Here is a 22,897-nt window from a genome sequence, read left to right as displayed (position 1 = left end):
ACCCCCGCCCCTGCCTGCGAGCTCACTGCGTAGGAACCGAATCCACCTCGGCCCGCTTCCGCGGTACCCCGCGCTCGTCCGAGCCGATGGTGCGGCGCAGGGCCTCATGGAGCGTGGTCGGGGTGAGGACGCCCAGGAACCGGTGACCGTCCAGGACCGCGATCCAGCCCGCGTCGTGTTTGAGCATCTCGCTGAAGGCCGCCTTGAGGGTGCCGGTCACCGGCACCCAGGCCTCCATCCGGCGGGCGTGACCGGCAACCGTGCCCTCCACGCCGGCCAGTTCCTCCGTGCCCACCCAGCCGTGCAGTTCGCCCTCCTCGTCGAGCACCACCGCCCAGCGGGCGCCCTCGGCCCGCAGCCGGGTCGCGGCGCCCGCGGCGGCTTCGCCGAGCCGGACGAACGGCGGGCGTTCGAGGTCGCCGCGGTCGATGCCGGTGACCGAGAGCTGTTTCAACGCGCGGTCGGTGCCGACGAATTCGGCGACGTACGGAGTGGCGGGGGCGCCGAGGACACTCGCGGGGGTGTCGTACTGCTCGATCCGGCCCTCCCCGTAAACCGCGATCCGGTCGCCGAGCCGGATGGCCTCCTCGATGTCATGAGTGACCAGCAGCACCGTCTTGTGCATGGTGGCCTGAAGCCGCAGAAACTCCTTCTGCAGCCGGTCGCGGACGACCGGGTCGACCGCGCCGAACGGCTCGTCCATCAACAGCACCGGCGGGTCGGCGGCCAGGGCACGGGCCACCCCGACCCGTTGACGCTGGCCGCCGGAGAGCTGCTCGGGGTAGCGCGAGCCGTAGACGGCCGGATCCAGGCCGACCAGGTCCAGGAGTTCGGCGGCCCGCTCGCGCGCCCTGGCCTTCTTCCAGCCGGTCAGGCAGGGCACGGTCGCGGTGTTGTCGAGGACGGTGCGATGCGGGAAGAGGCCGGTCTGCTGGATGACGTAGCCGATCCTGCGGCGCAGTTCGACGGGGTCGACGCCCGCGACGTCCGAGCCGTCGACGTAGATCTGCCCGTGGGTGGGGTCGATCAGCCGGTTGACCATCATCATGGTCGTCGTCTTGCCGCAGCCGGACGGCCCGACCAGGGTCACCAGCTCACCCTCACCGACCTCGAAGGAGAGGTCGTCGACGGCAGTGGTCCCGTCGGGGTACCGCTTGGTGACGGAGTCGAACCGGATCATTGCGCCATTGAATCCCGCGGCCCGGGACCGGACCCGTCATGCGGGCAATCGGGTGGGCGGTCGGGTGGGCGGTCGGGTGGGCGGTCAGGTGGACGGGCTGAGTTACGGACTGTCAGACACTCCCGGCCCCACGCCTGCCTCCGGCCCCACGCCCGCCTGCGGCCCCACGTCTGCTTCCGGCGCGCCGCCCGCCCCCGCCTCGTTGTCCGTCCCCGCTGTGCCGACCGCCCCCGCCCCGTCGCTGGTCCCCGCCCCGCCGCCCAGGCGGTACCCGGCGTCCGGCACGGTCTCGATCACCGGCGGATCACCGAGCTTGGCGCGCAGTTTGCCGAGCGCGACGCGTACGGCGTTGGTGCGGTAGCTGGTGTGCTCCTCCCAGACCTCCTCGATCAGCTCGTCGCCGCTGACCACCGCGCCCTGGGCGCGCAGCAGTACCTCCAGCACACCGAATTCGGTGCGGGACAGCGCCAGCGGCCGGCCGTCGCGTACCGCCAGCCGGCGCGCGGTGTCGACGGTGACCCCGGCCCGCTCGATGATCTGCGGTAGGGCGGGACGGGCACGCCGGCCCAGCGCCAGCACCCTGGCGAGCAGCTCCTCGTGGACGAACGGCTTGGTCAGATGGTCGTCGGCGCCCGGCCCCGGGTCCTCGACGCGTGCGCGGCCGGTACGGGAGGCGGTGAGCATCAACACCCGGGTCGGCAGCCCCTGTTCCGCCATCTGACGGCAGATCTCGTCGCCGGGCAGGCCGGGCAGATCACGGTCCAGGACGAGCACGTCGTACGCCCCGAGCCGCAGTGCGGTCGGCGCCGCGCGGCCGTCATGGACGATGTCCACCGCGATCGCCGCACGGCGCAGTCCCGCGGCGATCATGTCCGCGAGCAACTCCTCGGCCTCCACCACCAGTACGCGCATGGCGTCATATGTACCCGAGGCGGACCTTTCGGCGCCGCAATCCCCCTTCGTCGCTCCCCGCGGACGAGGGAATTCACCACGCTGGAGCCGGTCGGGGCCCGGAGAGGGGCGAAACGGGGTACGGGACGCCGACGGCGCGGACCGTCGGGCCGGGCCGGGTGCCGTCGGGCCGGGCCGCGCCGAACGGAGGGCCGGACAGCCCCGGCGTGAGGGGCCGTACGAGTTGCTTCCGCCGCACCGCCTCTCCTCCTGCCGCGTCCGGCCCCACCGGCGTGCTTACGATCCACTTCGGCCACCGGTCGGAAGGGTGGAAGGGAACGCCACGATGAGAGCCGTAGCAGTCAGCGCATTCGGTGAAAAGCCGCAGCTCATGGATCTGCCACAGCCCGAACCAGGGCCCGGTGAGGTCCTGGTGCGGCTGTCCGCCGCCGGACTCAACCCCGTCGACTGGAAGATCGCCGATGGCATGTTCGGGGATGCCATGCCGGTCGCCTTCCCCCTCGTCCTCGGGTCGGACGGGGCGGGCGAGGTACTCGCGATCGGCGACGGTGTACGGCGGTTCACCGTCGGCGACGCGGTGTTCGGCCAGTTCCAGCGGCCGGAGCAGGGCGGCGGCTCGTACTGCGAACTCGCCGTCACCGACGAGAGCCGCCTCGCGCATGCCGCCCGCAGCGTCACCTACGCCACCTCCGCGGCGCTGCCGACGGCCGGCATGACCGCCTACAACCTGGTCGAGGAGACCCGGGTCACCGAGGGCACACGGGTACTGATCGTCGGCGCGACCGGCGGCGTCGGCACCTTCGTCACCCAGCTGGCGGCCGGCCGCGGCGCCGAGGTGATCGCCACCGCGCGCCCGGCCAAGGCGGAGCTGATGCGCACGCTGGGCGCCGCGGAGACCGTCGACCACACCGCGGGTCCGCTCGCCGACCAGGTGCTCGCGGCCCATCCGGACGGTGTCGATGTGCTGATCGACATGATCGGCGGCCCCGGCGAATTCGCCGGGCTGACCCGGACCGTACGCGACGGGGGCACGGCCGTCTCGCTCATCGGCTCGGCCGACGCCGACGAGCTGACCGAGCACAACCTGCGCGGCTTCAACTTCGTCAACCGGCCCTCCCCGCAGCTGCTGGAGATCCTCGCCGGCCATGTCGACGCGGGCCGTCTGACGGTTCTCGTAGGACGCGAGGTCGGCCTGGAAGAAGCGCCGGAGGCGCTGGAGGCCAGCCGCACCGGCCGGGCACAGGGCAAGACGGTCCTGGCGGTCTGAGCGGTGGCCTGCGCGGTGGCCTGAGCGGAGGTCAGGCGGGCCTGGACCCAGGACCTGGAGCCAGGGCCGCGGGTCAGGGGCCGTCGGCGGCGCGGGCGAACCGTCGTATGAGCAGCGCCCGCGCCGCCGGCGGCCCCGCCGCGGCCAGCGCCGCGGTCAGGGTGCCCGCGCCGACCACCAGCCAGACCCCGGTGCGCAACGGACCGGTCAGCGCATCGGCGTAGGCGCCCGCGGCGGGCCGGGAGATCACGGCGGGCAGCGCGTCCAGGGCACGGCTGCGGACCAGCGCGAGCGCGACGGCCAGCAGGGCGGCGGCGGCCGCGCACCCCAGCCCCGTACAGATCAGCGCCCGCCGCCGGCGCCGCACCAGCAGCAGCCCGCCGGCCAGGCACAGCGCCGCGGCGGGCGGCAACAGCAGCGCCCCCGTGTGAACGACCTTGTAAACGGTCCGGATCCGCGGCACGTCCGGGCCCTTCAGCAGCACGATCTCCACCCCGGCCCGCGGCACCCGGCGCAGGATGTCGAGCCCCATACCGTTGTGGGACAGCTGGTGGGTGACCCGCTCCACGACCGGTGTGAGATCGAGGGTGACCGCGGAGCGGCCGGACGCGGTCAGACTGCCGTCCAGGGTCCGGTGGGCGGTCCGGTGCACCCCGTTCCACATCGAGGGGAAGTGGCGGCCGGTGACGACCTGCCGCACCTGCTTGTCCACGAACTCGCGGATGCCGCGGGTGAAGTGCTTCCGCAGCGCGGGGCGCTCGGCGCGCGGTACGGCGCGCAGCAGCCCGTCGAGCCGGACATGGGCCATCACCCCGTTCGTCACATCGTCGACGACCGCGTCCTGGACGGCGGCATTCCCGGCCAGCGGCGCCACCGTCGCCACATAGCTGTCGGTCTCGGCCAGCTCGGCCCGCGCCCATGTGGCGGCCAGACTCAACGGCAGCAGCAACGCACCCACCAGCAGCAGCACCCCGCCGGCCACCGCTCGCCCACGCCGCCGCGGCGCCCGCTCCCCCTCCGTCACCCGCCCGTCCTGGCGTACGGGGGCGCTCGCTGACATCGCGTCTGGTCCCTCCTGCCCGGCGGCGGACTGCGGCGCGTCCCATGGCTCGGCCGGGCCCGGGGAGACCCACAAGACGTGCGCCCTACGGCCATCTCCCAGGCAAGTGCGAACCCCGGCCGCCCGCGAGCGGGGCCGGTGCCAATGGGTGACCGGGCGCGCGGCTCCGGGCGTGCCCACGGGGGGACAGGGCGCGCGGCTCCGGACCGTGCCCGCGGGGGACCGGGCACGGTCCGGCTCGGGCTGCGGCCGACCGGACGCGCGCCCGCCGCCCTCAGTGCGGCTGCGCGGCGCGCCGCCGCCGTACCGCCCGTACCACTCCCGGCCCGAACAGGGCGGCGGCCGCGGCGGCCCCCGCCCACCACATCCAGCCGTCGCCGCCCCCGGCCTCCGCGTGCGTCTCCGGCAAGTCGTCCAGATCGCCCGAGCAGGCCGTGGGGGTGTAGGAATCGTCCACGTAGACACAGACCGTGGCGGCGGCGCGCAGGGTGCCGGGGGCCGCGGTGGCGGTGGGGCCGGTGCGGGCGCCGAGTACGGCCGAGGCGGTGAACACCTGGATGTCGTGCGCGGGCAGATCGGAGCGCCAGACCACCTTCTGCTGACCCACGTCATGCCCTTCGACGGTGCCGCCGGGCGCGGTGGCGGAGGTGGTGGTGGCCGGCATCTCCTGTTCGATGCGGGCCCCGCGGACCTCGGTGGGGCCCATGTTGTGCACGGTGATGCGGTAGTCGAGACGTCTGCCCGACTCGGCGTCGTCACGGCCGCCGGTCACGGCCACCGTGACCGAGACGGCGGGCGGAGCCTGCGGGGCGGACGCGGCGGCGGACGGTCCGGGGAGCGTGGCGGCGCACAGCAGCGCGCAGACAACGGCGGTTCTCATGCCGTCATCCGAGCATCGCGGCCCCCGTCACCGGCGGCAGGCGGGCTCCTCCCCGGCCGGGTTCACCCGAGTGAGGGCGGGCGGCGCTCCCTCATCGCCGATGCGGCCCCGACCGGTGCACCGGGCCATGGGCGTCCTCGCAGTGGCCGGTCTGCTCCTCCGGAGCGGGGCCGGTGCCGGGCCGCGGGCCCAGCGTCAGTACGTCGTCGGGCGAGCCCTGTTCGCCGACGTGGTCCACTTGGAGGGTGGCGTGGCTGATGCCGTACTCGCCGCTCAGCAGCTCCTGGAGACTGCGGCGGACCTTGTGGCAGTCGCCGCCCGGCGCCACGAGGATGTGCGCGGACAGCGCCGGCTGCCCCGAGGTGATCAGCCAGATGTGCAGATCGTGCACCTCGACGACCTCGTCCGTGGCGGCCAGACGGCCGCCCAGGGCGTCCGGGTCGACGCCCGTCGGCGCGGCCTCCATGAAGATCCGTCCGGACTCGCGCACCAGCCCCGTACCGGCCCGCAGCATCAGCACGACGACCACGAGCGAGGCGATCGCATCCGCCCGCTCGAAGCCCGTCGTCAGCACGATCAGACCGGCGAGGGCGGTGGCGACGAACCCGAACAGGTCGGTGAGGATGTGCTGGTAGGCGCCCTCGACGTTCAGGCTGGAGCGGTTGGCCTTCGACAGCAGCCAGGTGCAGATCAGATTCACCACGATCCCGGCCAGCGCGGTGACCAGCACCAGCCCGCCGGTCACCTTCGGCGGCGAGATCAGCCGCTCGACCGCCTCGTACGCCAGCCAGACCGACAGCAGCAGCAAGGTGATGCCGTTGGCCTGCGCGGAGAGGATCTCGGCGCGCTTGAGCCCGTAGGTGTAGCCGCCGCGCGCCGGCCGCGCGGCCAGCCGCATCGCGACCAGGGCCAGCACGATCGAGACCGCGTCGGTGAGCATGTGGGCGGCGTCCGAGATCAGCGCCAGGGACTGCGCCACCACACCGATGACGACCTCGACCGCCATGTACGCGGTGAGCAGGATGAGCGCGCTGCGCAGCCAGCGCCGGTCGGCGTCCGGTGCGACCCCGTGCGCATGGCTGTGGCTGTGCCCGTGGCTGTGGGCGTGCTCGGTCATGGGCGCGCTCCTTCCTGGCTCCTCGTGCGAAGCAAACCGCACTTCGGGCAAAGATCCAAAGGCTGCATCGGTGACCGTTGTCATTACCGTCAAACGGCCTATCGTGCCTGGTCAGAGCGGTGCGGAAGCGGAAGGGAGCGGGCGCGGAAAACGGAGCTGGGATGTCCGCTTCCGGCTGGCGTGGGAAGCCGTCGAGGCCCGCGCGCCCGGGTAGCATCCGGCGCTATGAGCGCTACGGGCGAGACCGCGCGGCCCGCACCCGGCAAGGGCCAGATCCTGGCGGTGCTCGGCCTGCTGGCCGCCGTCGCCATCCTGTCCACCCACCACGAGGGCCTCCCCTTCTGGCTGGGCGCCCTGACCGGCGTGGTCGCCGTCCTCGGCTACCTGGTCTGCTTCGACTCCCCGCGCGGCATCTGGCAGTGGTTCCCGGCGGGCGTGGGCTTCTGCGCGGCGTTTCTGTTCGCGGGGCAGTTCTTGATCGCGCTGCTGGCGTGAGCGCGCGCGGCAGGTGACGGGGCCCGGACCGGTCCGGGCGGCCGCCTCCCTCGCTTTTCATGGGGGGCAGCGGGACCGCGCGATCCGACCGGTCAGTAAAGTTCGGCTCCCGTCCCCCGGACCGGTGCCCTTCCCGGGACCGGCCCCTCCCGACCTCTGAGGTACTCGGCAGTGAGCCCCGCACCACCCGCCCCGGCCGCTCCTGAACCGCTTTCCGTCGTCGGCATCGGGGCCGACGGCTGGGACGGACTGCCCGCCGCCTCCCAGCAGGCCCTGCGGAGCGCCGAGGTGCTGATCGGCGGCCCCCGCCAGCTCGCGCTGCTGCCCGGGGAGTGCGCCGGTGAGCGCGTCCCGTGGCCCGCGCCCCTGCGCCCCGCCGTCCCCGGACTGCTCGCCGCACACGCCGGGCGCCGGGTCTGCGTGCTGGCCAGCGGCGACCCGATGTTCTACGGGATCGGGCGGACCCTGACCGAGGTGCTGGCGGAAGGGGCAGCGGCCGCGGCCGCCCCGCGGACGCCTCGGCTGCGCATCCTCCCCCACCCCTCCTCCGTCTCCTACGCCTGCGCCCGGCTCGGCTGGCCGCTGGAGGACACCGAGGTCATCACGCTCGTCGGCCGGCCCACCGAGAACCTGGCCCGCGCGCTGTACGACGGCCACCGACTGCTGGTGCTGTCCGCCGGGGCCGGCACCCCCGCCGAGGTCGCCGCCCTGCTGCGCGCCCACGGCTTCGGCCCGACCCGTATGCGCGTACTGGAGCAACTCGGCGGCGACCGTGAACGGACGGCCGAGGGCACCGCCGACGGCTGGGACGCCCCGCCCGCCGACCCCCTCAACGTCATCGCCCTCGACTGCCGCCGCGCGCCCGGCACCCCGCCCCTGTCCACCGTCCCCGGCCTCCCCGACGCCGCCTACGAACACGACGGCCAGCTCACCAAGCGCCATGTCCGCGCCGCCACCCTCGCCGCGCTGGCGCCCGCCCCCGGTGAACTCCTGTGGGACATCGGCGGCGGCTCCGGCTCCATTGCCATCGAGTGGCTGCGGGCGCACCGCAGCTGCCGCGCCATCAGCGTCGAGCGGGACGCCGCACGGGCCGAGCGGATCGGCCGTAACGCGGCCTCGCTCGGCGTACCGGCGCTGCGCATCGTCCGCGGTCCCGCGCCCGCCGCGCTGGACGGTCTGCCGACGCCGGACGCGGTGTTCATCGGCGGCGGGCTGACCGCCCCCGGCCTGCTGGCCGCCTGCTGGGAGGCGCTGCCGGCGGGCGGCCGGATCGTCGCGAACACCGTGACGCTGGAGTCCGAGGCGCTGCTCGCCGACCACTACCGGCAGCACGGCGGCGAACTGGTCAGGCTCGCGGTCGCCCATGCGGTGCCGGTCGGCGGCTTCACGGGCTGGCGGCAGGCGATGCCGGTCACCCAGTGGTCGGCCGTGAAGCCGCAGGCCGCTTCCCCGTCCCCGCCCTCCCTCCCCCAGGAGACCGAGCAACCATGACCGTCCACTTCATCGGCGCAGGTCCCGGCGCCGCCGACCTGATCACCGTGCGCGGTGCCCGCATGCTCGCCTCCTGCGGGGTGTGCCTCTACGCGGGCAGCCTGGTGCCGCGCGAGCTGCTCGCCGAGTGCCCGCCCGGCGCCCGGCTCATCGACACCGCTCAGCTGGACCTCGACACGATCACCGCCGAGATGGTGCGCGCCCACGAGGAGGGCCACGACGTCGCCCGGCTGCACTCCGGCGACCCGTCCGTCTTCAGCGCGGTCGCCGAGCAGATGCGCCGGCTGGACGCGGCCGGGGTGCCGTACGAGGTGGTGCCGGGCGTCCCCGCGTTCGCCGCCGCGGCCGCCGCCCTCAAGCGCGAACTGACCGTCCCCACCGTCGGCCAGACCGTCATCCTCACCCGCGTCGCCCAGCGCGCCACCCCCATGCCCGAGGGCGAGGACCTCGCCACGCTGGGCCGCAGCGGCGCGCTGCTGGTCCTCCACCTGGCCGCCATGTACGTCGACCGGGTCGTCGCCGAACTCCTGCCGCACTACGGCGCCGACTGCCCGGCCGCCGTCGTCGCCATGGCCTCCCGCCCCGACGAACTCGTGCTGCGCGGCACCCTCGCCGACATCGCCGGCCAGGTGAAGGCCGCGGGCGTGGTCCGTACGGCCGTCATCATGGTCGGCCGCACCCTGGGCGCCGAGCAGTTCCGCGACAGCCATCTCTATTCGGCGGACCGTGAGCGGCCGCACGGCGGGTGCGGTGCACACGGCCCCGCGCCCGCGGACACTCCCTGAGTCCCGACGCACCAAAACCCCGGGACGGGAGGTCCCGGGGTTCCGGTGCGCCGGCTCGTGGGCGCTGCGCCGGCGGGGGAGCAGGGCCCCCTTCGGTCTCAGATCTCAGAGACCGCTGGTCTGCACCGAGGCCAGGGCAGCGCCGGAGAGCTGCGCGCTGACGCCTTCGGGGGAGATCGACGCGCCGCCGCCGACGAAGCCGCCGACGTTCGCGGAGGCACCGTGCCCGGCGATCTCGGCACCCGCGTTGGCGCCGGCGCCGGCGATGCCACCGGCGATGTTCTCCAGGTCGCTGTCGGAAATCTCCGTGGCGGCAGGGGTGAAGCCGTTGCGCATGATGTGACCTTCCCGTAAAAGCTGTGGATTTTGAACGAATGCAGGCCGAATTGTGGCAGCGCAATCCGGCCGCAACACGGGCGCCGACACCGGAAATGTGACACCCGTAATGGCGTCCGCGTGTTCGTGAAATGCAATCACGTCACGTGGTTTCGCGGCAACTTACCGCCAGGTTTTTCACCGGCCTGAAATGCACCGCAACAACGCTTTGACGTGCATCTTTGCCCGATTCTTGCGGACGGTCCCCTTGCGTGGCAGCTGCGGGACAACGGTCATGGAATGGACCGTCATGCCCCCCTTGGGGCCCTCGGGTCAATCCGTGGAAGGCGTTCGCCGAGTGCCCGCCGTCGAGTGGGATGGCGGGAGATGTCTGCATTTTCCGCGTAACGCGGGTTATAGATTTACGCCGGGTCCTGAAGCGTCCTTCAAAGGATCCTCCAGGGCGCCGGTAAAGGAGGAATTCGCGCACGGCGCGGCGCGGCTCCGCACAGTTCGCGCAGCCCGCACAGCCCCGCCCGCCCGTGGCCTTCCGGGACCGTCCGTATGACCGTAGGACCGCATCGGGGTGAATGTCCGTTACTCGGCTCCCGGGGGCCGGTAAGGAAGCTGCGACACCCAAGGGGGGCCGAAGCAAAGGAGTACGCCACGATGCGTACCAGACTGGCCGCCGGTGCGGTCGGCGCCGCCGTCCTGCTGACGCTCTTCGGCGGCAATGCCGCCGGTGCCGACGGCAGGGAGCATGTCGCGCAGGCGACGGACACCCCGGGACAGCGGCACGACAGCTCGCCGTGGATGCACAACAGCCCGGGCCGGATGACCGACCAGCCGAGCCGGATGAACGAGCGCCGGGAAGGGCGCTACGACCGCCGGGAAGGGCGCTACAGCCGCCCCGGGTTCCGCGACAACCCGCTCCGGCTGACCACCTGTGCCCTCGGCACGGTGCTGGGCAGGCTCACCGGCCGCGGCAACGACTGTGTGGCCAACCGGTACGGGCTCCGCACCTGACAGGTGCGGAGGTGGGGGAGCCCTTCAACGGAGAGGGCTTCCCTGGCCGGTGTCCCCCGGCCCCCGCGGCTCCGCCCGTCCCACCACCATCCCCGCCCGGTCGATACAGATGACATCGACCGCGACGGGCGCGCCCCGCAGCACGGCCAGCGACTCGTCGCGCGCCGTCGCCGCCACCAGATCCCCCAGCGGGACGCCCGCCGCGGCGCACAACTGGAGCGCCGCCAGGCCCGTGTTGGCCTCCGCCACGACCCCCGCCAGCGCCTCGTCCGCCCCGCCCCGCCGGGCGAGATCCGCGAGGAACCGCTTGTCGACCTGGGACCGCGCGGAGTGCAGATCCAGATGCCCGGCCGCCAGCTTGGACAGCTTGGCGAACCCGCCGCAGATGGTGAGCCGCTCCACGGGATGGCGCCGGATGTACTTCAGCACCGCCCCCGCGAAGTCGCCCATGTCCAGCAGCGCGTCCTCGGGCAGGTGGTGCAGGGCGACGGCGACCTTCTCCGACGTCGATCCCGTACACCCGGCCACATGCCGCCGTCCCGCCGCCCGCGCCACATCCACGCCCCGCCGGATGGAGTCGATCCAGGCCGAGCAGGAGTACGGCACGACGATCCCGGTGGTCCCCAGGATCGACAGCCCGCCCAGAATCCCCAGCCGCGGATTCCAGGTACTCCGGGCGATCTCCTCCCCGTGATCGACGGAAATCTCCACCTCGACATCGGCCGTCGCCCCCGGCCCGCCGCCGTAGCGCCGGGCGACCTCCGTGAGATGCTCCCGCATCATCTGGCGCGGTACGGGATTGACCGCCGGCTCACCGACGTCCAGCGGCAGGCCGGGCCGGGTCACGGTCCCGACCCCCGGGCCGGCCTTGAAGACGATGCCCGACCCGGCGGGCAGCGGCCGCACGGTGGCCCGGACGAGCGCCCCGTGCGTCACGTCCGGATCGTCGCCCGCGTCCTTCACCACCCCCGCCATGGCGGCCGTCCGCCCCGGCGCGAGCTCCTCCACCGCCAGCGCGAAGGACGGCGTCTGCCCCTTCGGCAGCGTGATCGTCACCGGGTCCGGGAACTCGCCGCCGAGCAGCGCCGTGTACGCGGCCGTGCTCGCCGCCGTCGCACAGGCACCGGTCGTCCAGCCGTGCCGCAGCCCGGTGTGTGCGAGCTGCGCGCTACGCCCTCCGGCGGCCTTGCCCGTACCCTGCGGTTGCGCTTCAGCCACGGAGGAACCCACATCCCATGCCCGACGCAGCTCGCCCGCCGCGCCACGTACTGATCCTCGGCGGTACGACGGAGGCCCGCCGCCTGGCCGCCGGCCTGGCACCGGAGCCGTCCCTGCGCGTGACGACCTCGCTCGCCGGCCGGGTCGCCGCGCCCCGGCTGCCTGCCGGGGAGGTACGCATCGGAGGGTTCGGCGGCCCCGAGGGCCTCACCCGCTGGCTGCGCGAGCACGCGGTGGACGCGCTCATCGACGCCACCCATCCTTTCGCCGACACGATCAGTTGCAGTGCGGCCCATGCCGCCACCACCGCCCATGTTCCCCTGCTCGCCGTCCGCAGGCCCGGCTGGGTGCCGGGACCCGGCGACACGTGGCACCAGGTCACCTCCCTGGACGAGGCCGCCGCCGCGCTCCCCGCCCTCGGCACCCGCATCTTCCTCACCACGGGCCGGATGGGCCTCTCCCACTTCGCCCACCTCACCGACCTCTGGTTCCTCGTCCGCTCGGTGGACGCGCCCGAGCCCCCGTACCCGCCCCGGATGACCGCCCTCCTGGACCGCGGCCCCTTCACCCTGGACGGCGAACGGGAGCTGCTCCGCGCCCACCGCATCGACGTCCTGGTGACCAAGGACAGCGGTGCCGCCGCGACCGCCGCCAAGCTGACGGCGGCGCGGGAGGCGGGGGTGCCGGTGGTGGTCGTACAGCGGCCGCCGGTGCCGGAGGGGGTACCGGTGGCGGAAGGTCCGGAGGAGGCCGTGAACTGGGTCCGCCATATTTTCAGCGAGGCCAATTCACGCTGAGGTAATTGGCTTCGCGGACCCTTTCGGCTAAATCTTCGCGACGCTGCACGGATTCCTCCGGTGTCTCCTCTGGTGTCTCCTCTGGTGTCTCCTCACCGCCCGGTTCACGGACGGTCGTGGATTTTCCCCCCTCCTCGCTCACGGGGCGCACGTCCGCACCGCGTCCGCGAGCCGGCGTGCGACCTCGGGGGTGCAGCGGCCCAGCTCCACGAGCGGCCGCGGAAAGTGTTCCGCCAGCGAGACCACGTCCACGGCCAGCGACGGCAGGGTGATGCCCGCCCCCTTCAGCGCCGTCCGCAGCTCGCCGCACGCCTGCTCCGCGTCCCTGATCTTCCCGGCCACCGGACCGCGCTCCGCCATTCCCATTCCCATCCACCTTCTCCGTTCGAGTCCTGACTGGGCTGCAAAAGCCCTTTCACAGTTCTAGAGTCGTCACAACGAGCCGCCTCCGACAGGGAGTTGGCGTTGCCGTCGGAACGGGACAACAGGGGGATGGGGGAATTGGCGAATGGTCGAAAAGAATTCCGAGGACGAGGGCTCGGCTCGTTGGGTCCTTGCGTGTGAACTCCGCCGGTTACGGGAGTCGTCCGGCAGGTCGCTGGCCCGGCTGGCCGACGAGATCAAGTACGACCGCACCTACTTGCATCGCCTGGAGACCGGCGAACGACTCTCGAAGCTGCCGGTGATGGAGGCACTGGACCGGACGTACGGCACGGGCGGGCTGCTGGTGCGGTTGTGGGGGCTGGCACGGCTGGACGCCTTCAAGGACAAGTACCGGGAGTTCATGCAGCTGGAGGCGAAGGCCGTGATCCTGCATGCGTACGTGGCCACTATCCCTGGCCTGTTGCAGAACGAGGACTTCGCGAGGGTGGTGCTGTCGTCGGCGCCGACGCCCATAAGCCCCGACGAGCTCGAAGAGAACATCGCGGCACGCATGGGCAGGCAGGACGTACTGCACCGCGACCCGCCGCTGACTGTCCGGATCATCCTGGACGAATCAGCTCTGCGGCGCCCGGCACCGGACGACAAGGTCTGGTACGACCAGCTGACTCGGATCGTAGAAGTCGCTGCTACCCCGCACGTGACGATTCAGGTGCTTCCGTTCTCCGCAGGGCTGCACGGCTTGATGGAAGGTTCGCTGTCCTTGCTGTGGATGGCGGACGGCAGTGCTGTTGCCTACTTGGAAGGCAACAAGTCAGGCGATTTGATCGAAGAGCCAACGGACGTGGCGCAATATCGCCTGGCTTACGATCGGCTCCGAGATGCGGCTCTCACGCCGCACGATTCAGCAGTGTTCATGCGGCAGTTGGTGGAGGACAGCAGACCATGACGACAGCATCTGACCTGGCCGGAGCCGCGTGGCGCAAGAGCAGCTACAGCGACGGCGGAGCCAACAACTGCATCGAGATCGCGGACGGCTTCCCCGGGGTGGTCCCTGTCCGTGACAGCAAGAATCGGACCGGCGCTGTGCTGCTGTTCCCGGCCGCCGCTTGGTCGGCCTTCATAGGCGGCGTGACGGCTGACCAGTTCCACTGAGGCGAGTGGAGGACAGCAGAGCATGAAGACGATCCCCAACTTGGCAGGCGTTGCATGGCGCAAGAGCAGCTACAGCGACGGAGGAGAGGACAACTGCGTCGAGGTCGCCGACGGCTTCCCCGGCATGGTCCCCGTCCGCGACAGCAAGAACCCGACCGGCGCTGTGCTGCTGTTTCCGGCCGCTGCCTGGACGGGCTTCATAGGCGGTGTGAAGGACGGTTGGCTCGGCTGAGTGCCGTCCGAGCTGCGGATCGGCCGACTTCGCCGCTAGGGTACGGGTACGTACCCGTACCCTAGCGGCATGGGAAGGAGCACGATGATGTCCGATGCAAATGTCCGTATCCCTGAGGAAGCCAAGGACCGGCTCGCCACGATCGCGGCCGCCGAGGGCCTGTCGTTGCGCGCCTATCTGGCACGCATGGCCGAGACCCTGCTGACCCCGGCTGAGCGTGCAGAGCGCGCGGAGAAGGCCCTCGCGGCGCTGAAGAAGTGGAACGGGTATGCCCCGACCGCGGCACAGCAGGAGGACTTGGACAGTGAGCTCGACCGGCGTCTGGCCCAGGTGACCGGCCGGTGAGCGACGCCTTGCACATCGTCCTGGACGACACCGCGATGACCGCAGCCGGCCAGGGCAACGTCCTCGCCTCCCGCCTCATCCACCGCGCCCACGTCGAACCCGGCTGGTACCTCTACGCGCCGACGTGTGCGCTCGTCGAGGCCGACCGCGCACGACCCGGCACGGCCGAGCACCTCGCCGCCCTGCCCGGCATCACCGTCCTGGGCCTGGACCTGCCCGCCGCCCTGGCCATAGCGCGACAGGAGACGTGGGCTCCGGCCCACAGTCAATACGCAGCCCAGCCCACGCCCGACCGTCCCGACGGAGCGATCGTCGCCACCACCGCCCCGAAGCGATGGCACGGCGAACCGGTCCGCGTCCTGGACCTCAACGCCTGAAAGCACCCCTTTGACGGTGGCCCCGGCACGCTCATTGCGCGAGCCGAAGCCCCGTCCTGGCCGTATGGCTCACCCCTCCGGATACCTCCGCGGCGTCCACACGACCTCGGTGCCGTCGTCGCGTCGTACCGCCTGGGTCTGGGACGAGCCGACGATCAGGAGGGTGCGCATGTCGACCTGGAGCGGGTCCAGGTCGGCCAGGTGGACGGTGCGGACGGATTCCTCGGGGCCGCCGATGTCGCGGGCGAGGATGACCGGGGTGTCGGGGGCGCGGTGTTCCAGGAGGAGTTCGCGGGTCTTGCCGACCTGCCAGGTGCGGCTGCGGGAGCCGGGGTTGTAGAGGGCGAGGGCCAGGTCGGCGGAGGCCGCCGCGTGGAGGCGTTCGGCGATGACTTCCCAGGGCTTGAGGCGGTCGGAGAGGGAGATGACCGCGTAGTCGTGGCCGAGCGGGGCGCCGGCGCGGGCGGCGGCGGCGTTGGCGGCGGTGACGCCCGGCAGGACGCGTACGGGGATGGCGCGGTACGGGTCCTGGGAGGCGATCTCCAGGACGGCGGTGGCCATGGCGAAGATGCCCGGGTCGCCGCCGGAGACCACGGCCACCCGACGGCCGCGCCGGGCGAGGTCGAGGGCGAGTTCGGCGCGTTCGGACTCGACCTTGTTGTCGGAGGCGTGGCGGCGCTGGCCGGGGCGCAGCGGGACGCGGTCCAGGTAGGTGGTGTAGCCGACGAGGTCTTCGGCGGCGGCCAGCGCGCCGCGGGATTCGGGGGTCAGCCAGAGGGGCCCTGCGGGGCCGGTGCCGACGACCACCACCTCGCCGGGGAAGGCGGGGGATGCGGCTGTCTCGCCGTGACCATCGGGTGACGCGGTGACCTCGTCGGCGCCGTCGGACGAGGCGGCCACGTCCCCGCAGCCGGGCGAGGCCGTTGCCGCGGGCGGCAGGTCGGCGATGCGGCTGGGGACGACGGTGACGGAGAAGTACGGGACCGTCTCGGCGTCGATGTCCGTCAGTTTCTGCGTGCGTTCGCCGGGCATGGTGGCGCGTTCGACGTAGTGGGCCTCCGGCAGGCGGCCGGAGCGTTCCATGGCGCGGCGGACGGTGGGGAAGGTGCGGCCGAGCTTCATGACGACGGCGGTGTCGGTCGAGGCCAGACGGGCGGTGAGTTCTTCCTCCGGGAGCGTGCCGGGGAGGATCGTCAGGACCTCGTCGGCCTCGGCGAGCGGCTTGCCCAGGCGGGCCGCGGCGGCGCTGATGGAGGTGACGCCGGGGATGACCTCGGTCGGGTAGCGGTGGGCCAGCCGCTTGTGCATGTGCTGGTAGGAGCCGTAGAAGAGCGGGTCGCCCTCGGAGATGACGGCGACGGTGCGGCCGGCGTCGAGGTGGGCGGCGAGGCGGGCCGCCGCGGACTCGTAGAACTCGTCCAGGGCGCCCCGGTAGCCGCCGGGGTGGTCGGTCGACTCGGTGGTGACCGGGTAGACCAGTGCCTCCTCGATGTGGTCGGCGCGCAGGTGCTCGGCGGCGATGGAGCGCGCGATCGAGCGTCCGTGGCGGGCGCTGTGGTAGGCGATGACATCGGCCCGGTCGATCACCTGGACGGCCCGGACCGTCATGAGGGACGGGTCGCCGGGGCCGAGGCCGACCCCGTAGAGGCGGCCAGGGCCAGTCGTCTTCGCGACGCTGCCGTCACCGGTTGCCTGCTGCTCGCTCACGCTTACTCTTCCTCGCTTGCCATGGCGTTGATCGCGGCCGCGGCCATGGCGCTGCCGCCACGACGGCCGCGCACCACGATGTGGTCCAGCTTCGACGGGTGGGCGATCAGCGCGTCCTTGGACTCCGCGGCGCCGATGAAGCCGACGGGTATGCCGATCACGGCGGCCGGGCGGGGCGCGCCCTCCTCGATCATTTCGAGGAACCGGAAGAGGGCGGTGGGGGCGTTGCCGAACGCGACCACGGCGCCTTCCATACGGTCCCGCCACAGCTCCAGGGCCGCGGCGCTGCGGGTGGTCCCCATTCGGGCGGCCAGGTCGGGGACGGCGGGGTCGGCGAGCGTGCACAGCACGTCGTTGTTCGCCGGCAGCCGCTTACGGGTGACGCCGCTGGCGACCATGTTGGCGTCGCAGAGGATCGGCGCACCGGCGTGCAGCGCCTTGCGGGCGGCTGCCACCACGTCGGGGGTGAAGGCCAGATCGCGTACCAGGTCGACCATGCCGCAGGCGTGGATCATCCGGACCGCTACCTGGCTGACGTCGGCGGGCAGCCCGGCGAGATCCGCCTCGGTGCGGATGGTGGCGAAGGACTGGCGGTAGATCGCCGCACCGTCCTTCTCGTAGTCGAACGCGGTCACTCTGGCCTCGGGGGTGTCGGGTGCGGGAGGGCTCGGTGGTTCGGGTGGTTCAGGTGGACCGGGTGGTTCACGTGAATCGGGTGGATCGGGTAATTCAGGTGGTTCGCATGGCTCGGGCGGTTCGCATGGCTCGGGTGGTTATGGGGCGGGGCATGGGGCTTTGGCGTTGCTGTGGTTCATGGGGCCGTGGGCGGGGGCGCCGCGGTGCGTGGGGCGGTCGGTGCGGTGTCCGGCCCCACCAGTGCTACCCGGTAGCCCTCCGCCGTGGCCAGCACGTCGATCCAGGTGCCGTGCGGGTGACCGCAGCGGCGTGCGCAGCCGGACCAGTAGACGGGGAGGCCCTCGGGGGCCGGGCCGGGGGGCCGCCCGCCCGGGACGGCCGCACCGGCGGCGAGCGCGGCCGTCGCGTCGGCGCGTACGTCGGTGAGGGACTTGGCGCAGCCGGGGCGGCCCGTACAGGCGCCGAGCCGGTGCCAGGGAGAGGCCGGGTCGGTGATCAGTCCGGCGGTGGTGAGCTCCGCCAGCCGGCGGGGTGCCGCGGCGGCCGGCAGTCCGGGCAGGACGATGCCGCGCCACGGGGTGAGGCGCAGCGCCCCGGAGCCGTCGCCGGCGGCGATCGTGGTCAGCAGCCGCCATTGGGCCACCGACAGCCTGCCGAGCGGCGCCAGGACCGAGAGCGCACGGTCGTCGTCGGGGCCCTCGATGACGCCGGGGGCGGCGGAGTCCGCGTACGGCGGGGAGGTGCGGGCGCCGGGGGCGGGAGCCGCGGCCACGTACGCGGCCCCGATGCCCGCCGACCGCAGCGTCTTTGCCACCTCCCGGGCCGTCAGGCCGTGTCCGTCGGGGAGTTCGCGGACCCGCCAGGCTCCGCTGCCGCTCGCCGCGGCGGCGGTCAGGAAGGCCTCGGCGGCGGCGAGCGCGGCGCGCGGTACGTCCGGTCCGGCGATCCGCAGCGCCGCCGGACCGTCGCCGACCCGCAGCAGGGCGCCGCCCGCCGGTCCGGTCCGGCCCCCGGCCGGTTCTGCGAGCAAGCTCACATCTCCGCCGAGCGCGGCCACATCGCCCCGCCCGTCGTCCAGGACGAACAGGAAACGGCCCGAGAGGGCGGTCGCGGACTCGCTCGCACAGAGCAGCGCGTCCAGCTCACGGGCCCACCGTCGCACGTCAGAAGGGGTGTGGCGGTCCAGTCCGGCCAGCGGGGAAGCGAGGATGTTGCGGATGCGTTCGTGGCGCTCGGAGGGCAGCAGGCCGGCGTCGCGCAGCAGAGCGGCGAGCCGGCCGCCGCAGCCCTCCGCAAGGCCGCGGAGTTCGACGTTGCCGCGGGAGGTGAGGGAGAGATGGCCGTCACCGAGCAGGTCCGCGGCGTCGGCCAGGACGGCTGCCTGACGCACCGTCAAATCTCCGGCCGGGAGCCGGATTCGGGCGAGGTGGCCGTCGGCGGCCCGGTGCAGCCGCAGCGCTCCCGGGCAGGCGTCACCGCGGTCGCGCAGAGGCGGTGCGGCGGCCTGGGGCCGTGTCGAGGGGGAGGGCGGCATGGCCGCGAGCATACCCACGGGGGCGGGCGCCGATCCGGGCCGGATCCGGCCAGGCGCCCGGCCCGCGGCGTGCGCGCCCCCGTCCTGGTCCGGCCTGCCCGGAGGCCCGCTTACCTCGGCCGTCCACAGCCCTTACTATGCAGGTCGGTGGGTCGGCTGGCCCACCGACGCCAGCGACGGCGCAGGGTCCTACGGCCCTAGGGAGGAAGCCCGGTGAGAATCCGGCGCGGTCCCGCCACTGTGAACCCGGAAACTGCCGGGCGAGCCAGGAACTCCCGCCGTCCTTACGACCACCCGGGGCGCGGACACCCCGAGGAAGGCCTGCGCTCGCATGCTTCTGCTGCTGTCGACCTCCGACACCGACCTGCTCAGCGCCCGCGCGGCCACGGGTCCCGTGCCGTACCGGCTCGCCAACCCCGCCCGGCTCGATGTCGCCGAGCTGCCCGCGCTGCTGGAAGGCTGTGACCTCGTCGTCGTACGCCTCCTCGGTGGCATCCGTGCCTGGGAGGAGGGCCTGGAGGTGCTGCTCGCCGAGGACCAGCACCGGCCGGTCGTCGTGCTCACCGGTGAACAGGCCCCCGACGCCCAGCTCATGGAGCAGTCGACGGTCCCGGTCGGCATCGCGGCCGAGGCGCACGCCTACCTCGCGCACGGCGGGCCCGCCAACCTCGACCAGCTCGCCCGATTCCTCTCCGACACGGTGCTGCTGACCGGCCACGGTTTCGACCCGCCGGCCCCGGCCCCGTCCTGGGGCCCGCTGGAGTGGGAGGCCCGCAACGAGACCGGCCCGCTGGTCGCCGTGCTCTACTACCGCGCCCACCACATGAGCGGCAACACCGGCTTCGTACGGACCCTGTGCGAGCAGATCGAGGCGGCGGGCGGCCGCGCCCGGCCCCTGTTCGTCGCCTCCCTCCGCGCCCCCGAGCCGGAGCTGATCGAGGAGCTGCGGGCCGCCGACGCCCTGGTCACCACCGTCCTCGCCGCGGGCGGCACCAAGCCCGCCGAGGCCTCCGCCGGCGGCGACGACGAGTCCTGGGACGCGGGTGCGCTGGCCGCCCTCGACGTACCGATCCTCCAGGCCCTGTGCCTGACCGGGCCGCGCAGCGCCTGGGAGGAGAACGACGAGGGGCTGTCGCCGCTGGACGCCGCCTCGCAGATCGCCGTCCCCGAGTTCGACGGCCGGCTGATCACCGTCCCGTTCTCCTTCAAGGAGGTCGACGAGGACGGTCTGCCGATGTACGTCGCCGACCCCGAGCGCGCCGCCCGGGTCGCCGGCATCGCCGTCCGGCACGCCCGGCTGCGTCATATCCCGGCCACCGAGAAGCGCCTCGCGCTGGTGCTGTCCGCGTACCCGACCAAGCACTCCCGGATCGGCAACGCGGTCGGCCTGGACACCCCGGCCAGTGCCGTCGCCCTGCTGCGCCGCCTCCAGGCCGACGGCTACGACTTCGGCACCGAAGAGGTTCCCGGCCTCGTGTCCGGCGACGGCGACGAGCTGATCTACGCCCTCATCGAGGCCGGCGGCCACGACCAGGAGTGGCTCACCGAGGAGCAGCTCGCCCGCAACCCCGTGCGTATCCCGGCCGCCGACTACAAGCGCTGGTACGCCACGCTCCCGCAGGAGCTCCGGGACTCCGTCGAGGAGCACTGGGGGCCGCCGCCCGGCGAGATGTTCGTCGACCGCAGCCGCAACCCCGACGGCGACATCGTGCTGGCCGCTCTGCGCCGCGGCAACCTCCTGATCCTCATCCAGCCGCCGCGCGGCTTCGGCGAGAACCCGATCGCGATCTACCACGACCCCGATCTGCCGCCCTCGCACCACTACTTGGCGGCGTACCGCTGGATCGCGGCCTCCGCGGACGACGGCGGCTTCGGCGCGGACGCCATGGTCCACCTGGGCAAGCACGGCAACCTGGAATGGCTGCCCGGCAAGAACGCGGGCCTGTCCGCGGCCTGCGGCCCGGACGCCGCCCTCGGCGACCTCCCGCTCGTCTACCCCTTCCTGGTCAACGACCCCGGCGAGGGCACCCAGGCCAAGCGCCGGGTGCACGCCACCCTCGTCGACCACCTCGTCCCGCCGATGGCCCGCGCCGAGTCCTACGGCGACATCGCGCGCCTGGAGCAGCTGCTCGACGAGTACGCGGCGATCTCCGCCATGGACCCGGCCAAGCTGCCCGCGATCCGCGCCCAGATCTGGACGCTGATCCAGGCCGCCAAGCTCGACCACGACCTGGGCCTGGAGGCCCGCCCGGACGACGACGGCTTCGACGACTTCCTGCTGCACGTGGACGGCTGGCTGTGCGAGGTCAAGGACGCCCAGATCCGCGACGGTCTGCATGTCCTGGGCGGCGCCCCGGCCGGTGAGGCCCGCGTCAACCTCGTCCTGTCCATCCTCCGCGCCCGCCAGATCTGGGGCGGTACGTCCGCCCTGCCCGGTCTGCGCGAGGCGCTCGGTCTCGACGAGTCCGCCGCGACCCGGACGACGGCCGACGAGGCCGAGGCCACGGCCCGCGCGCTGGTCCAGGCGATGGAGGACGCGGACTGGGACCCGGCGGCGGTGTCCGGTGTCGCCGAGGGGCATCCGGCCGCGGTCGCCGACATCCTCGACTTCGCCGCCCGCCAGGTCGTCCCGCGTCTCGCCGCCACCACCGACGAGATCGACCACGCCGTGCACGCGCTGAACGGCGGCTTCGTCCCGGCGGGCCCCTCGGGATCCCCGCTCCGCGGCCTGGTCAACGTCCTGCCGACGGGCCGTAACTTCTACTCCGTCGACCCCAAGGCCGTTCCCTCCCGTCTGGCCTGGGAGACCGGCCAGGCCCTCGCCGACTCGCTCCTGGAGCGCTACCGCTCCGACAACGGCGACTGGCCGCAGTCGGTCGGGCTGTCCCTGTGGGGCACGAGCGCGATGCGGACCAGCGGCGACGATGTCGCCGAGGCCCTCGCCCTGCTGGGTGTCCGCCCCGTATGGGACGACGCCTCGCGCCGGGTCAACGGACTGGAGGCGATCCCGCTCGCCGAGCTCGGCCGCCCCCGTGTCGACGTCACGCTGCGCATCTCGGGCTTCTTCCGGGACGCGTTCCCGCACGTCATCGGGCTGCTCGACGACGCCGTACGGCTGGTCGCGGGCCTGGACGAGCCCGCGGAGTCCAACTTCGTGCGCGCCCACTCCCAGGCCGACCTGGCCGAGCACGGCGACGAGCGCCGCGCCACCACCCGCATCTTCGGCTCCCGCCCGGGGACGTACGGCGCGGGTCTGCTCCAGCTGATCGACTCCCGCGACTGGCGCACCGATGCCGACCTCGCCGAGGTCTACACCGTCTGGGGCGGCTACGCCTACGGCCGCGGTCTGGAGGGCCGCCCGGCCCGGGACGAGATGGAGACCGCCTACAAGCGCATCGCGGTCGCCGCCAAGAACACCGACACCCGCGAGCACGACATCGCGGACTCCGACGACTACTTCCAGTACCACGGCGGCATGGTCGCCACGGTCAAGGCACTCAAGGGCAAGGCCCCCGAGGCGTACATCGGCGACTCCACCCGTCCCGAGACGGTCCGCACCCGCACCCTCGTCGAGGAGACCTCCCGGGTCTTCCGCGCCCGGGTGGTCAACCCCCGCTGGATCGAGGCGATGCGCCGCCACGGCTACAAGGGCGCCTTCGAACTCGCCGCGACCGTGGACTACTTGTTCGGCTACGACGCCACCACGGGCGTGGTCGCCGACTGGATGTACGACAAGCTCGCCCAGACGTACGTGCTCGACCCCGAGAACCGCGACTTCCTCCAGCAGGCCAACCCCTGGGCGCTGCACGGCATCGCCGAGCGCCTCCTGGAGGCCGAGTCCCGCGGCATGTGGGAGAAGCCGGACGCCGAGACGCTGGCGGCGCTGCGGCAGGCGTTCCTGGAGACCGAAGGGGAGCTGGAGGGGGAGGACTGACGCCGGGGGGCTGCGCCGCCCCGGTCGGGAGCCGGGGCCGGAAGCCGGTCCCG

22 protein-coding genes, 1 pseudogene and 1 riboswitch are annotated in these 22,897 nt (G+C 73.0%); of the genes and pseudogenes, 12 read left to right on the top strand and 11 right to left on the bottom strand.

Going from position 1 to position 22,897, the window contains the following annotated elements:
• Window positions 1-22: 22 nt before the first annotated feature.
• Window positions 23-1,180: an ABC transporter ATP-binding protein gene (locus K7C20_RS18520; RefSeq protein ID WP_053209200.1), complete on the bottom strand. Its 1,158-nt coding sequence runs from the start codon at window positions 1,178-1,180 to the stop codon at window positions 23-25.
• A 219-nt stretch (window positions 1,181-1,399) separates the two neighbouring features.
• Window positions 1,400-2,092, bottom strand: a pseudogene (locus K7C20_RS18515) (response regulator transcription factor); the annotation flags it as partial.
• A gap of 325 nt (window positions 2,093-2,417) precedes the next feature.
• On the opposite strand from K7C20_RS18515, the gene K7C20_RS18510 reads away from it, so the two are divergent.
• A complete protein-coding gene (locus K7C20_RS18510; protein ID WP_030075571.1) occupies window positions 2,418-3,359 on the top strand; it encodes an NADP-dependent oxidoreductase in 942 nt (313 codons plus the stop codon).
• Window positions 3,360-3,432: 73 nt separating this feature from the next.
• Here K7C20_RS18510 and K7C20_RS18505 read toward each other — a convergent pair whose 3' ends face one another.
• The 3 genes from K7C20_RS18505 to K7C20_RS18495 all read right to left on the bottom strand — a co-directional run bounded on the left by K7C20_RS18505 (window position 3,433) and on the right by K7C20_RS18495 (window position 6,416).
• A complete protein-coding gene (locus K7C20_RS18505) occupies window positions 3,433-4,419 on the bottom strand; it encodes a hypothetical protein (RefSeq protein ID WP_053209543.1) in 987 nt (328 codons plus the stop codon).
• A gap of 274 nt (window positions 4,420-4,693) precedes the next feature.
• Window positions 4,694-5,299, bottom strand: a complete 606-nt coding sequence (locus K7C20_RS18500) for a hypothetical protein (RefSeq protein WP_053209544.1) — start codon at window positions 5,297-5,299, stop codon at window positions 4,694-4,696.
• A 91-nt stretch (window positions 5,300-5,390) separates the two neighbouring features.
• Window positions 5,391-6,416, bottom strand: coding sequence for a cation diffusion facilitator family transporter (locus K7C20_RS18495; protein ID WP_030075569.1), 1,026 nt, complete (start codon window positions 6,414-6,416; stop codon window positions 5,391-5,393).
• A 225-nt stretch (window positions 6,417-6,641) separates the two neighbouring features.
• Between K7C20_RS18495 and K7C20_RS18490 the strand changes: the two genes are divergently transcribed.
• The 3 genes from K7C20_RS18490 to cobM all read left to right on the top strand — a co-directional run bounded on the left by K7C20_RS18490 (window position 6,642) and on the right by cobM (window position 9,187).
• The gene (locus K7C20_RS18490) at window positions 6,642-6,911 is read left to right on the top strand and encodes a hypothetical protein (protein WP_234341226.1); all 270 of its coding nucleotides are present in this window, start codon (window positions 6,642-6,644) and stop codon (window positions 6,909-6,911) included.
• Window positions 6,912-7,082: 171 nt separating this feature from the next.
• Window positions 7,083-8,402 (top strand): bifunctional cobalt-precorrin-7 (C(5))-methyltransferase/cobalt-precorrin-6B (C(15))-methyltransferase, encoded by a 1,320-nt coding sequence (locus tag K7C20_RS18485; RefSeq protein WP_053209545.1) that lies wholly within the window; start codon window positions 7,083-7,085, stop codon window positions 8,400-8,402.
• Window positions 8,399-9,187: a precorrin-4 C(11)-methyltransferase gene (cobM, locus tag K7C20_RS18480; RefSeq protein WP_030075565.1), complete on the top strand. Its 789-nt coding sequence runs from the start codon at window positions 8,399-8,401 to the stop codon at window positions 9,185-9,187. Before K7C20_RS18485 ends, cobM begins: the two co-directional genes overlap by 4 nt.
• Before the next feature lie 105 nt (window positions 9,188-9,292).
• On the opposite strand, the gene K7C20_RS18475 is transcribed toward cobM, so the two are convergent.
• Window positions 9,293-9,523 (bottom strand): hypothetical protein, encoded by a 231-nt coding sequence (locus tag K7C20_RS18475; RefSeq protein ID WP_030075564.1) that lies wholly within the window; start codon window positions 9,521-9,523, stop codon window positions 9,293-9,295.
• A 648-nt stretch (window positions 9,524-10,171) separates the two neighbouring features.
• Here K7C20_RS18475 and K7C20_RS18470 point away from each other — a divergent pair.
• The gene (locus K7C20_RS18470) at window positions 10,172-10,528 is read left to right on the top strand and encodes a hypothetical protein (protein WP_053209546.1); all 357 of its coding nucleotides are present in this window, start codon (window positions 10,172-10,174) and stop codon (window positions 10,526-10,528) included.
• A gap of 24 nt (window positions 10,529-10,552) precedes the next feature.
• Here the strand turns inward: K7C20_RS18470 and K7C20_RS18465 are convergent, their stop codons facing one another.
• Window positions 10,553-11,746: a cobalt-precorrin-5B (C(1))-methyltransferase gene (locus K7C20_RS18465; RefSeq protein WP_053209547.1), complete on the bottom strand. Its 1,194-nt coding sequence runs from the start codon at window positions 11,744-11,746 to the stop codon at window positions 10,553-10,555.
• 17 nt (window positions 11,747-11,763) lie between these two features.
• Between K7C20_RS18465 and K7C20_RS18460 the strand changes: the two genes are divergently transcribed.
• Window positions 11,764-12,543 carry a cobalt-precorrin-6A reductase gene (locus K7C20_RS18460; RefSeq protein WP_053209548.1) on the top strand — a complete coding sequence of 260 codons (780 nt, stop codon included), beginning with the start codon at window positions 11,764-11,766 and terminating at the stop codon, window positions 12,541-12,543.
• 138 nt (window positions 12,544-12,681) lie between these two features.
• Here the strand turns inward: K7C20_RS18460 and K7C20_RS18455 are convergent, their stop codons facing one another.
• Window positions 12,682-12,909 (bottom strand): hypothetical protein, encoded by a 228-nt coding sequence (locus K7C20_RS18455; RefSeq protein WP_107083435.1) that lies wholly within the window; start codon window positions 12,907-12,909, stop codon window positions 12,682-12,684.
• Window positions 12,910-13,051: 142 nt separating this feature from the next.
• Between K7C20_RS18455 and K7C20_RS18450 the strand changes: the two genes are divergently transcribed.
• From K7C20_RS18450 to K7C20_RS18430, 5 genes are all read left to right on the top strand, one after another.
• The gene (locus tag K7C20_RS18450) at window positions 13,052-13,873 is read left to right on the top strand and encodes a helix-turn-helix domain-containing protein (protein WP_030075558.1); all 822 of its coding nucleotides are present in this window, start codon (window positions 13,052-13,054) and stop codon (window positions 13,871-13,873) included.
• Window positions 13,870-14,079, top strand: coding sequence for a DUF397 domain-containing protein (locus K7C20_RS18445; RefSeq protein ID WP_030075557.1), 210 nt, complete (start codon window positions 13,870-13,872; stop codon window positions 14,077-14,079). Before K7C20_RS18450 ends, K7C20_RS18445 begins: the two co-directional genes overlap by 4 nt.
• Before the next feature lie 22 nt (window positions 14,080-14,101).
• The gene (locus tag K7C20_RS18440; RefSeq protein ID WP_030075556.1) at window positions 14,102-14,311 is read left to right on the top strand and encodes a DUF397 domain-containing protein; all 210 of its coding nucleotides are present in this window, start codon (window positions 14,102-14,104) and stop codon (window positions 14,309-14,311) included.
• Window positions 14,312-14,398: 87 nt separating this feature from the next.
• Window positions 14,399-14,656: a hypothetical protein gene (locus K7C20_RS18435; protein WP_053209549.1), complete on the top strand. Its 258-nt coding sequence runs from the start codon at window positions 14,399-14,401 to the stop codon at window positions 14,654-14,656.
• Entirely contained in the window at window positions 14,653-15,033 is a 381-nt protein-coding gene (locus tag K7C20_RS18430; RefSeq protein ID WP_030075554.1) for a PIN domain-containing protein, read from the top strand. Before K7C20_RS18435 ends, K7C20_RS18430 begins: the two co-directional genes overlap by 4 nt.
• Before the next feature lie 69 nt (window positions 15,034-15,102).
• On the opposite strand, the gene K7C20_RS18425 is transcribed toward K7C20_RS18430, so the two are convergent.
• The 3 genes from K7C20_RS18425 to cobG form a co-directional block, all read right to left on the bottom strand.
• Complete coding sequence (locus tag K7C20_RS18425) at window positions 15,103-16,740, bottom strand: precorrin-2 C(20)-methyltransferase (RefSeq protein WP_030075553.1); 1,638 nt, start codon at window positions 16,738-16,740, stop codon at window positions 15,103-15,105.
• A gap of 2 nt (window positions 16,741-16,742) precedes the next feature.
• Window positions 16,743-17,375 carry a precorrin-8X methylmutase gene (locus tag K7C20_RS18420; RefSeq protein ID WP_030075552.1) on the bottom strand — a complete coding sequence of 211 codons (633 nt, stop codon included), beginning with the start codon at window positions 17,373-17,375 and terminating at the stop codon, window positions 16,743-16,745.
• Window positions 17,376-17,551: 176 nt separating this feature from the next.
• Window positions 17,552-18,910, bottom strand: coding sequence for a precorrin-3B synthase (cobG, locus tag K7C20_RS18415; RefSeq protein WP_245171388.1), 1,359 nt, complete (start codon window positions 18,908-18,910; stop codon window positions 17,552-17,554).
• A gap of 136 nt (window positions 18,911-19,046) precedes the next feature.
• Window positions 19,047-19,207, top strand: a riboswitch (cobalamin riboswitch).
• A gap of 34 nt (window positions 19,208-19,241) precedes the next feature.
• Between cobG and cobN the strand changes: the two genes are divergently transcribed.
• Complete coding sequence (cobN, locus tag K7C20_RS18410; protein WP_030075550.1) at window positions 19,242-22,844, top strand: cobaltochelatase subunit CobN; 3,603 nt, start codon at window positions 19,242-19,244, stop codon at window positions 22,842-22,844.
• Window positions 22,845-22,897: the final 53 nt, after the last annotated feature.

This window comes from Streptomyces decoyicus, from assembly GCF_019880305.1.
Lineage (GTDB): Bacteria > Actinomycetota > Actinomycetes > Streptomycetales > Streptomycetaceae > Streptomyces > Streptomyces decoyicus.
Note: the sequence above shows the minus strand (reverse complement) of the source record. Positions and strands in the feature narration are given on the sequence as shown.

What these genes read in the sequence shown, in the direction of transcription:
- K7C20_RS18520 (WP_053209200.1), bottom strand. Translation starts at nt 1,180, where the DNA reads ATGATCCGGTTCGACTCCGTCACCAAGCGGTACCCCGACGGGACCACT.
- K7C20_RS18510 (WP_030075571.1), top strand. Translation starts at nt 2,418, where the DNA reads ATGAGAGCCGTAGCAGTCAGCGCATTCGGTGAAAAGCCGCAGCTCATG.
- K7C20_RS18505 (WP_053209543.1), bottom strand. Translation starts at nt 4,419, where the DNA reads ATGTCAGCGAGCGCCCCCGTACGCCAGGACGGGCGGGTGACGGAGGGG.
- K7C20_RS18500 (WP_053209544.1), bottom strand. Translation starts at nt 5,299, where the DNA reads ATGAGAACCGCCGTTGTCTGCGCGCTGCTGTGCGCCGCCACGCTCCCC.
- K7C20_RS18495 (WP_030075569.1), bottom strand. Translation starts at nt 6,416, where the DNA reads ATGACCGAGCACGCCCACAGCCACGGGCACAGCCACAGCCATGCGCAC.
- K7C20_RS18490 (WP_234341226.1), top strand. Translation starts at nt 6,642, where the DNA reads ATGAGCGCTACGGGCGAGACCGCGCGGCCCGCACCCGGCAAGGGCCAG.
- cobM (WP_030075565.1), top strand. Translation starts at nt 8,399, where the DNA reads ATGACCGTCCACTTCATCGGCGCAGGTCCCGGCGCCGCCGACCTGATC.
- K7C20_RS18475 (WP_030075564.1), bottom strand. Translation starts at nt 9,523, where the DNA reads ATGCGCAACGGCTTCACCCCTGCCGCCACGGAGATTTCCGACAGCGAC.
- K7C20_RS18470 (WP_053209546.1), top strand. Translation starts at nt 10,172, where the DNA reads ATGCGTACCAGACTGGCCGCCGGTGCGGTCGGCGCCGCCGTCCTGCTG.
- K7C20_RS18460 (WP_053209548.1), top strand. Translation starts at nt 11,764, where the DNA reads ATGCCCGACGCAGCTCGCCCGCCGCGCCACGTACTGATCCTCGGCGGT.
- K7C20_RS18455 (WP_107083435.1), bottom strand. Translation starts at nt 12,909, where the DNA reads ATGGGAATGGCGGAGCGCGGTCCGGTGGCCGGGAAGATCAGGGACGCG.
- K7C20_RS18450 (WP_030075558.1), top strand. Translation starts at nt 13,052, where the DNA reads ATGGTCGAAAAGAATTCCGAGGACGAGGGCTCGGCTCGTTGGGTCCTT.
- K7C20_RS18445 (WP_030075557.1), top strand. Translation starts at nt 13,870, where the DNA reads ATGACGACAGCATCTGACCTGGCCGGAGCCGCGTGGCGCAAGAGCAGC.
- K7C20_RS18440 (WP_030075556.1), top strand. Translation starts at nt 14,102, where the DNA reads ATGAAGACGATCCCCAACTTGGCAGGCGTTGCATGGCGCAAGAGCAGC.
- K7C20_RS18435 (WP_053209549.1), top strand. Translation starts at nt 14,399, where the DNA reads ATGTCCGATGCAAATGTCCGTATCCCTGAGGAAGCCAAGGACCGGCTC.
- cobG (WP_245171388.1), bottom strand. Translation starts at nt 18,910, where the DNA reads ATGCCGCCCTCCCCCTCGACACGGCCCCAGGCCGCCGCACCGCCTCTG.
- cobN (WP_030075550.1), top strand. Translation starts at nt 19,242, where the DNA reads ATGCTTCTGCTGCTGTCGACCTCCGACACCGACCTGCTCAGCGCCCGC.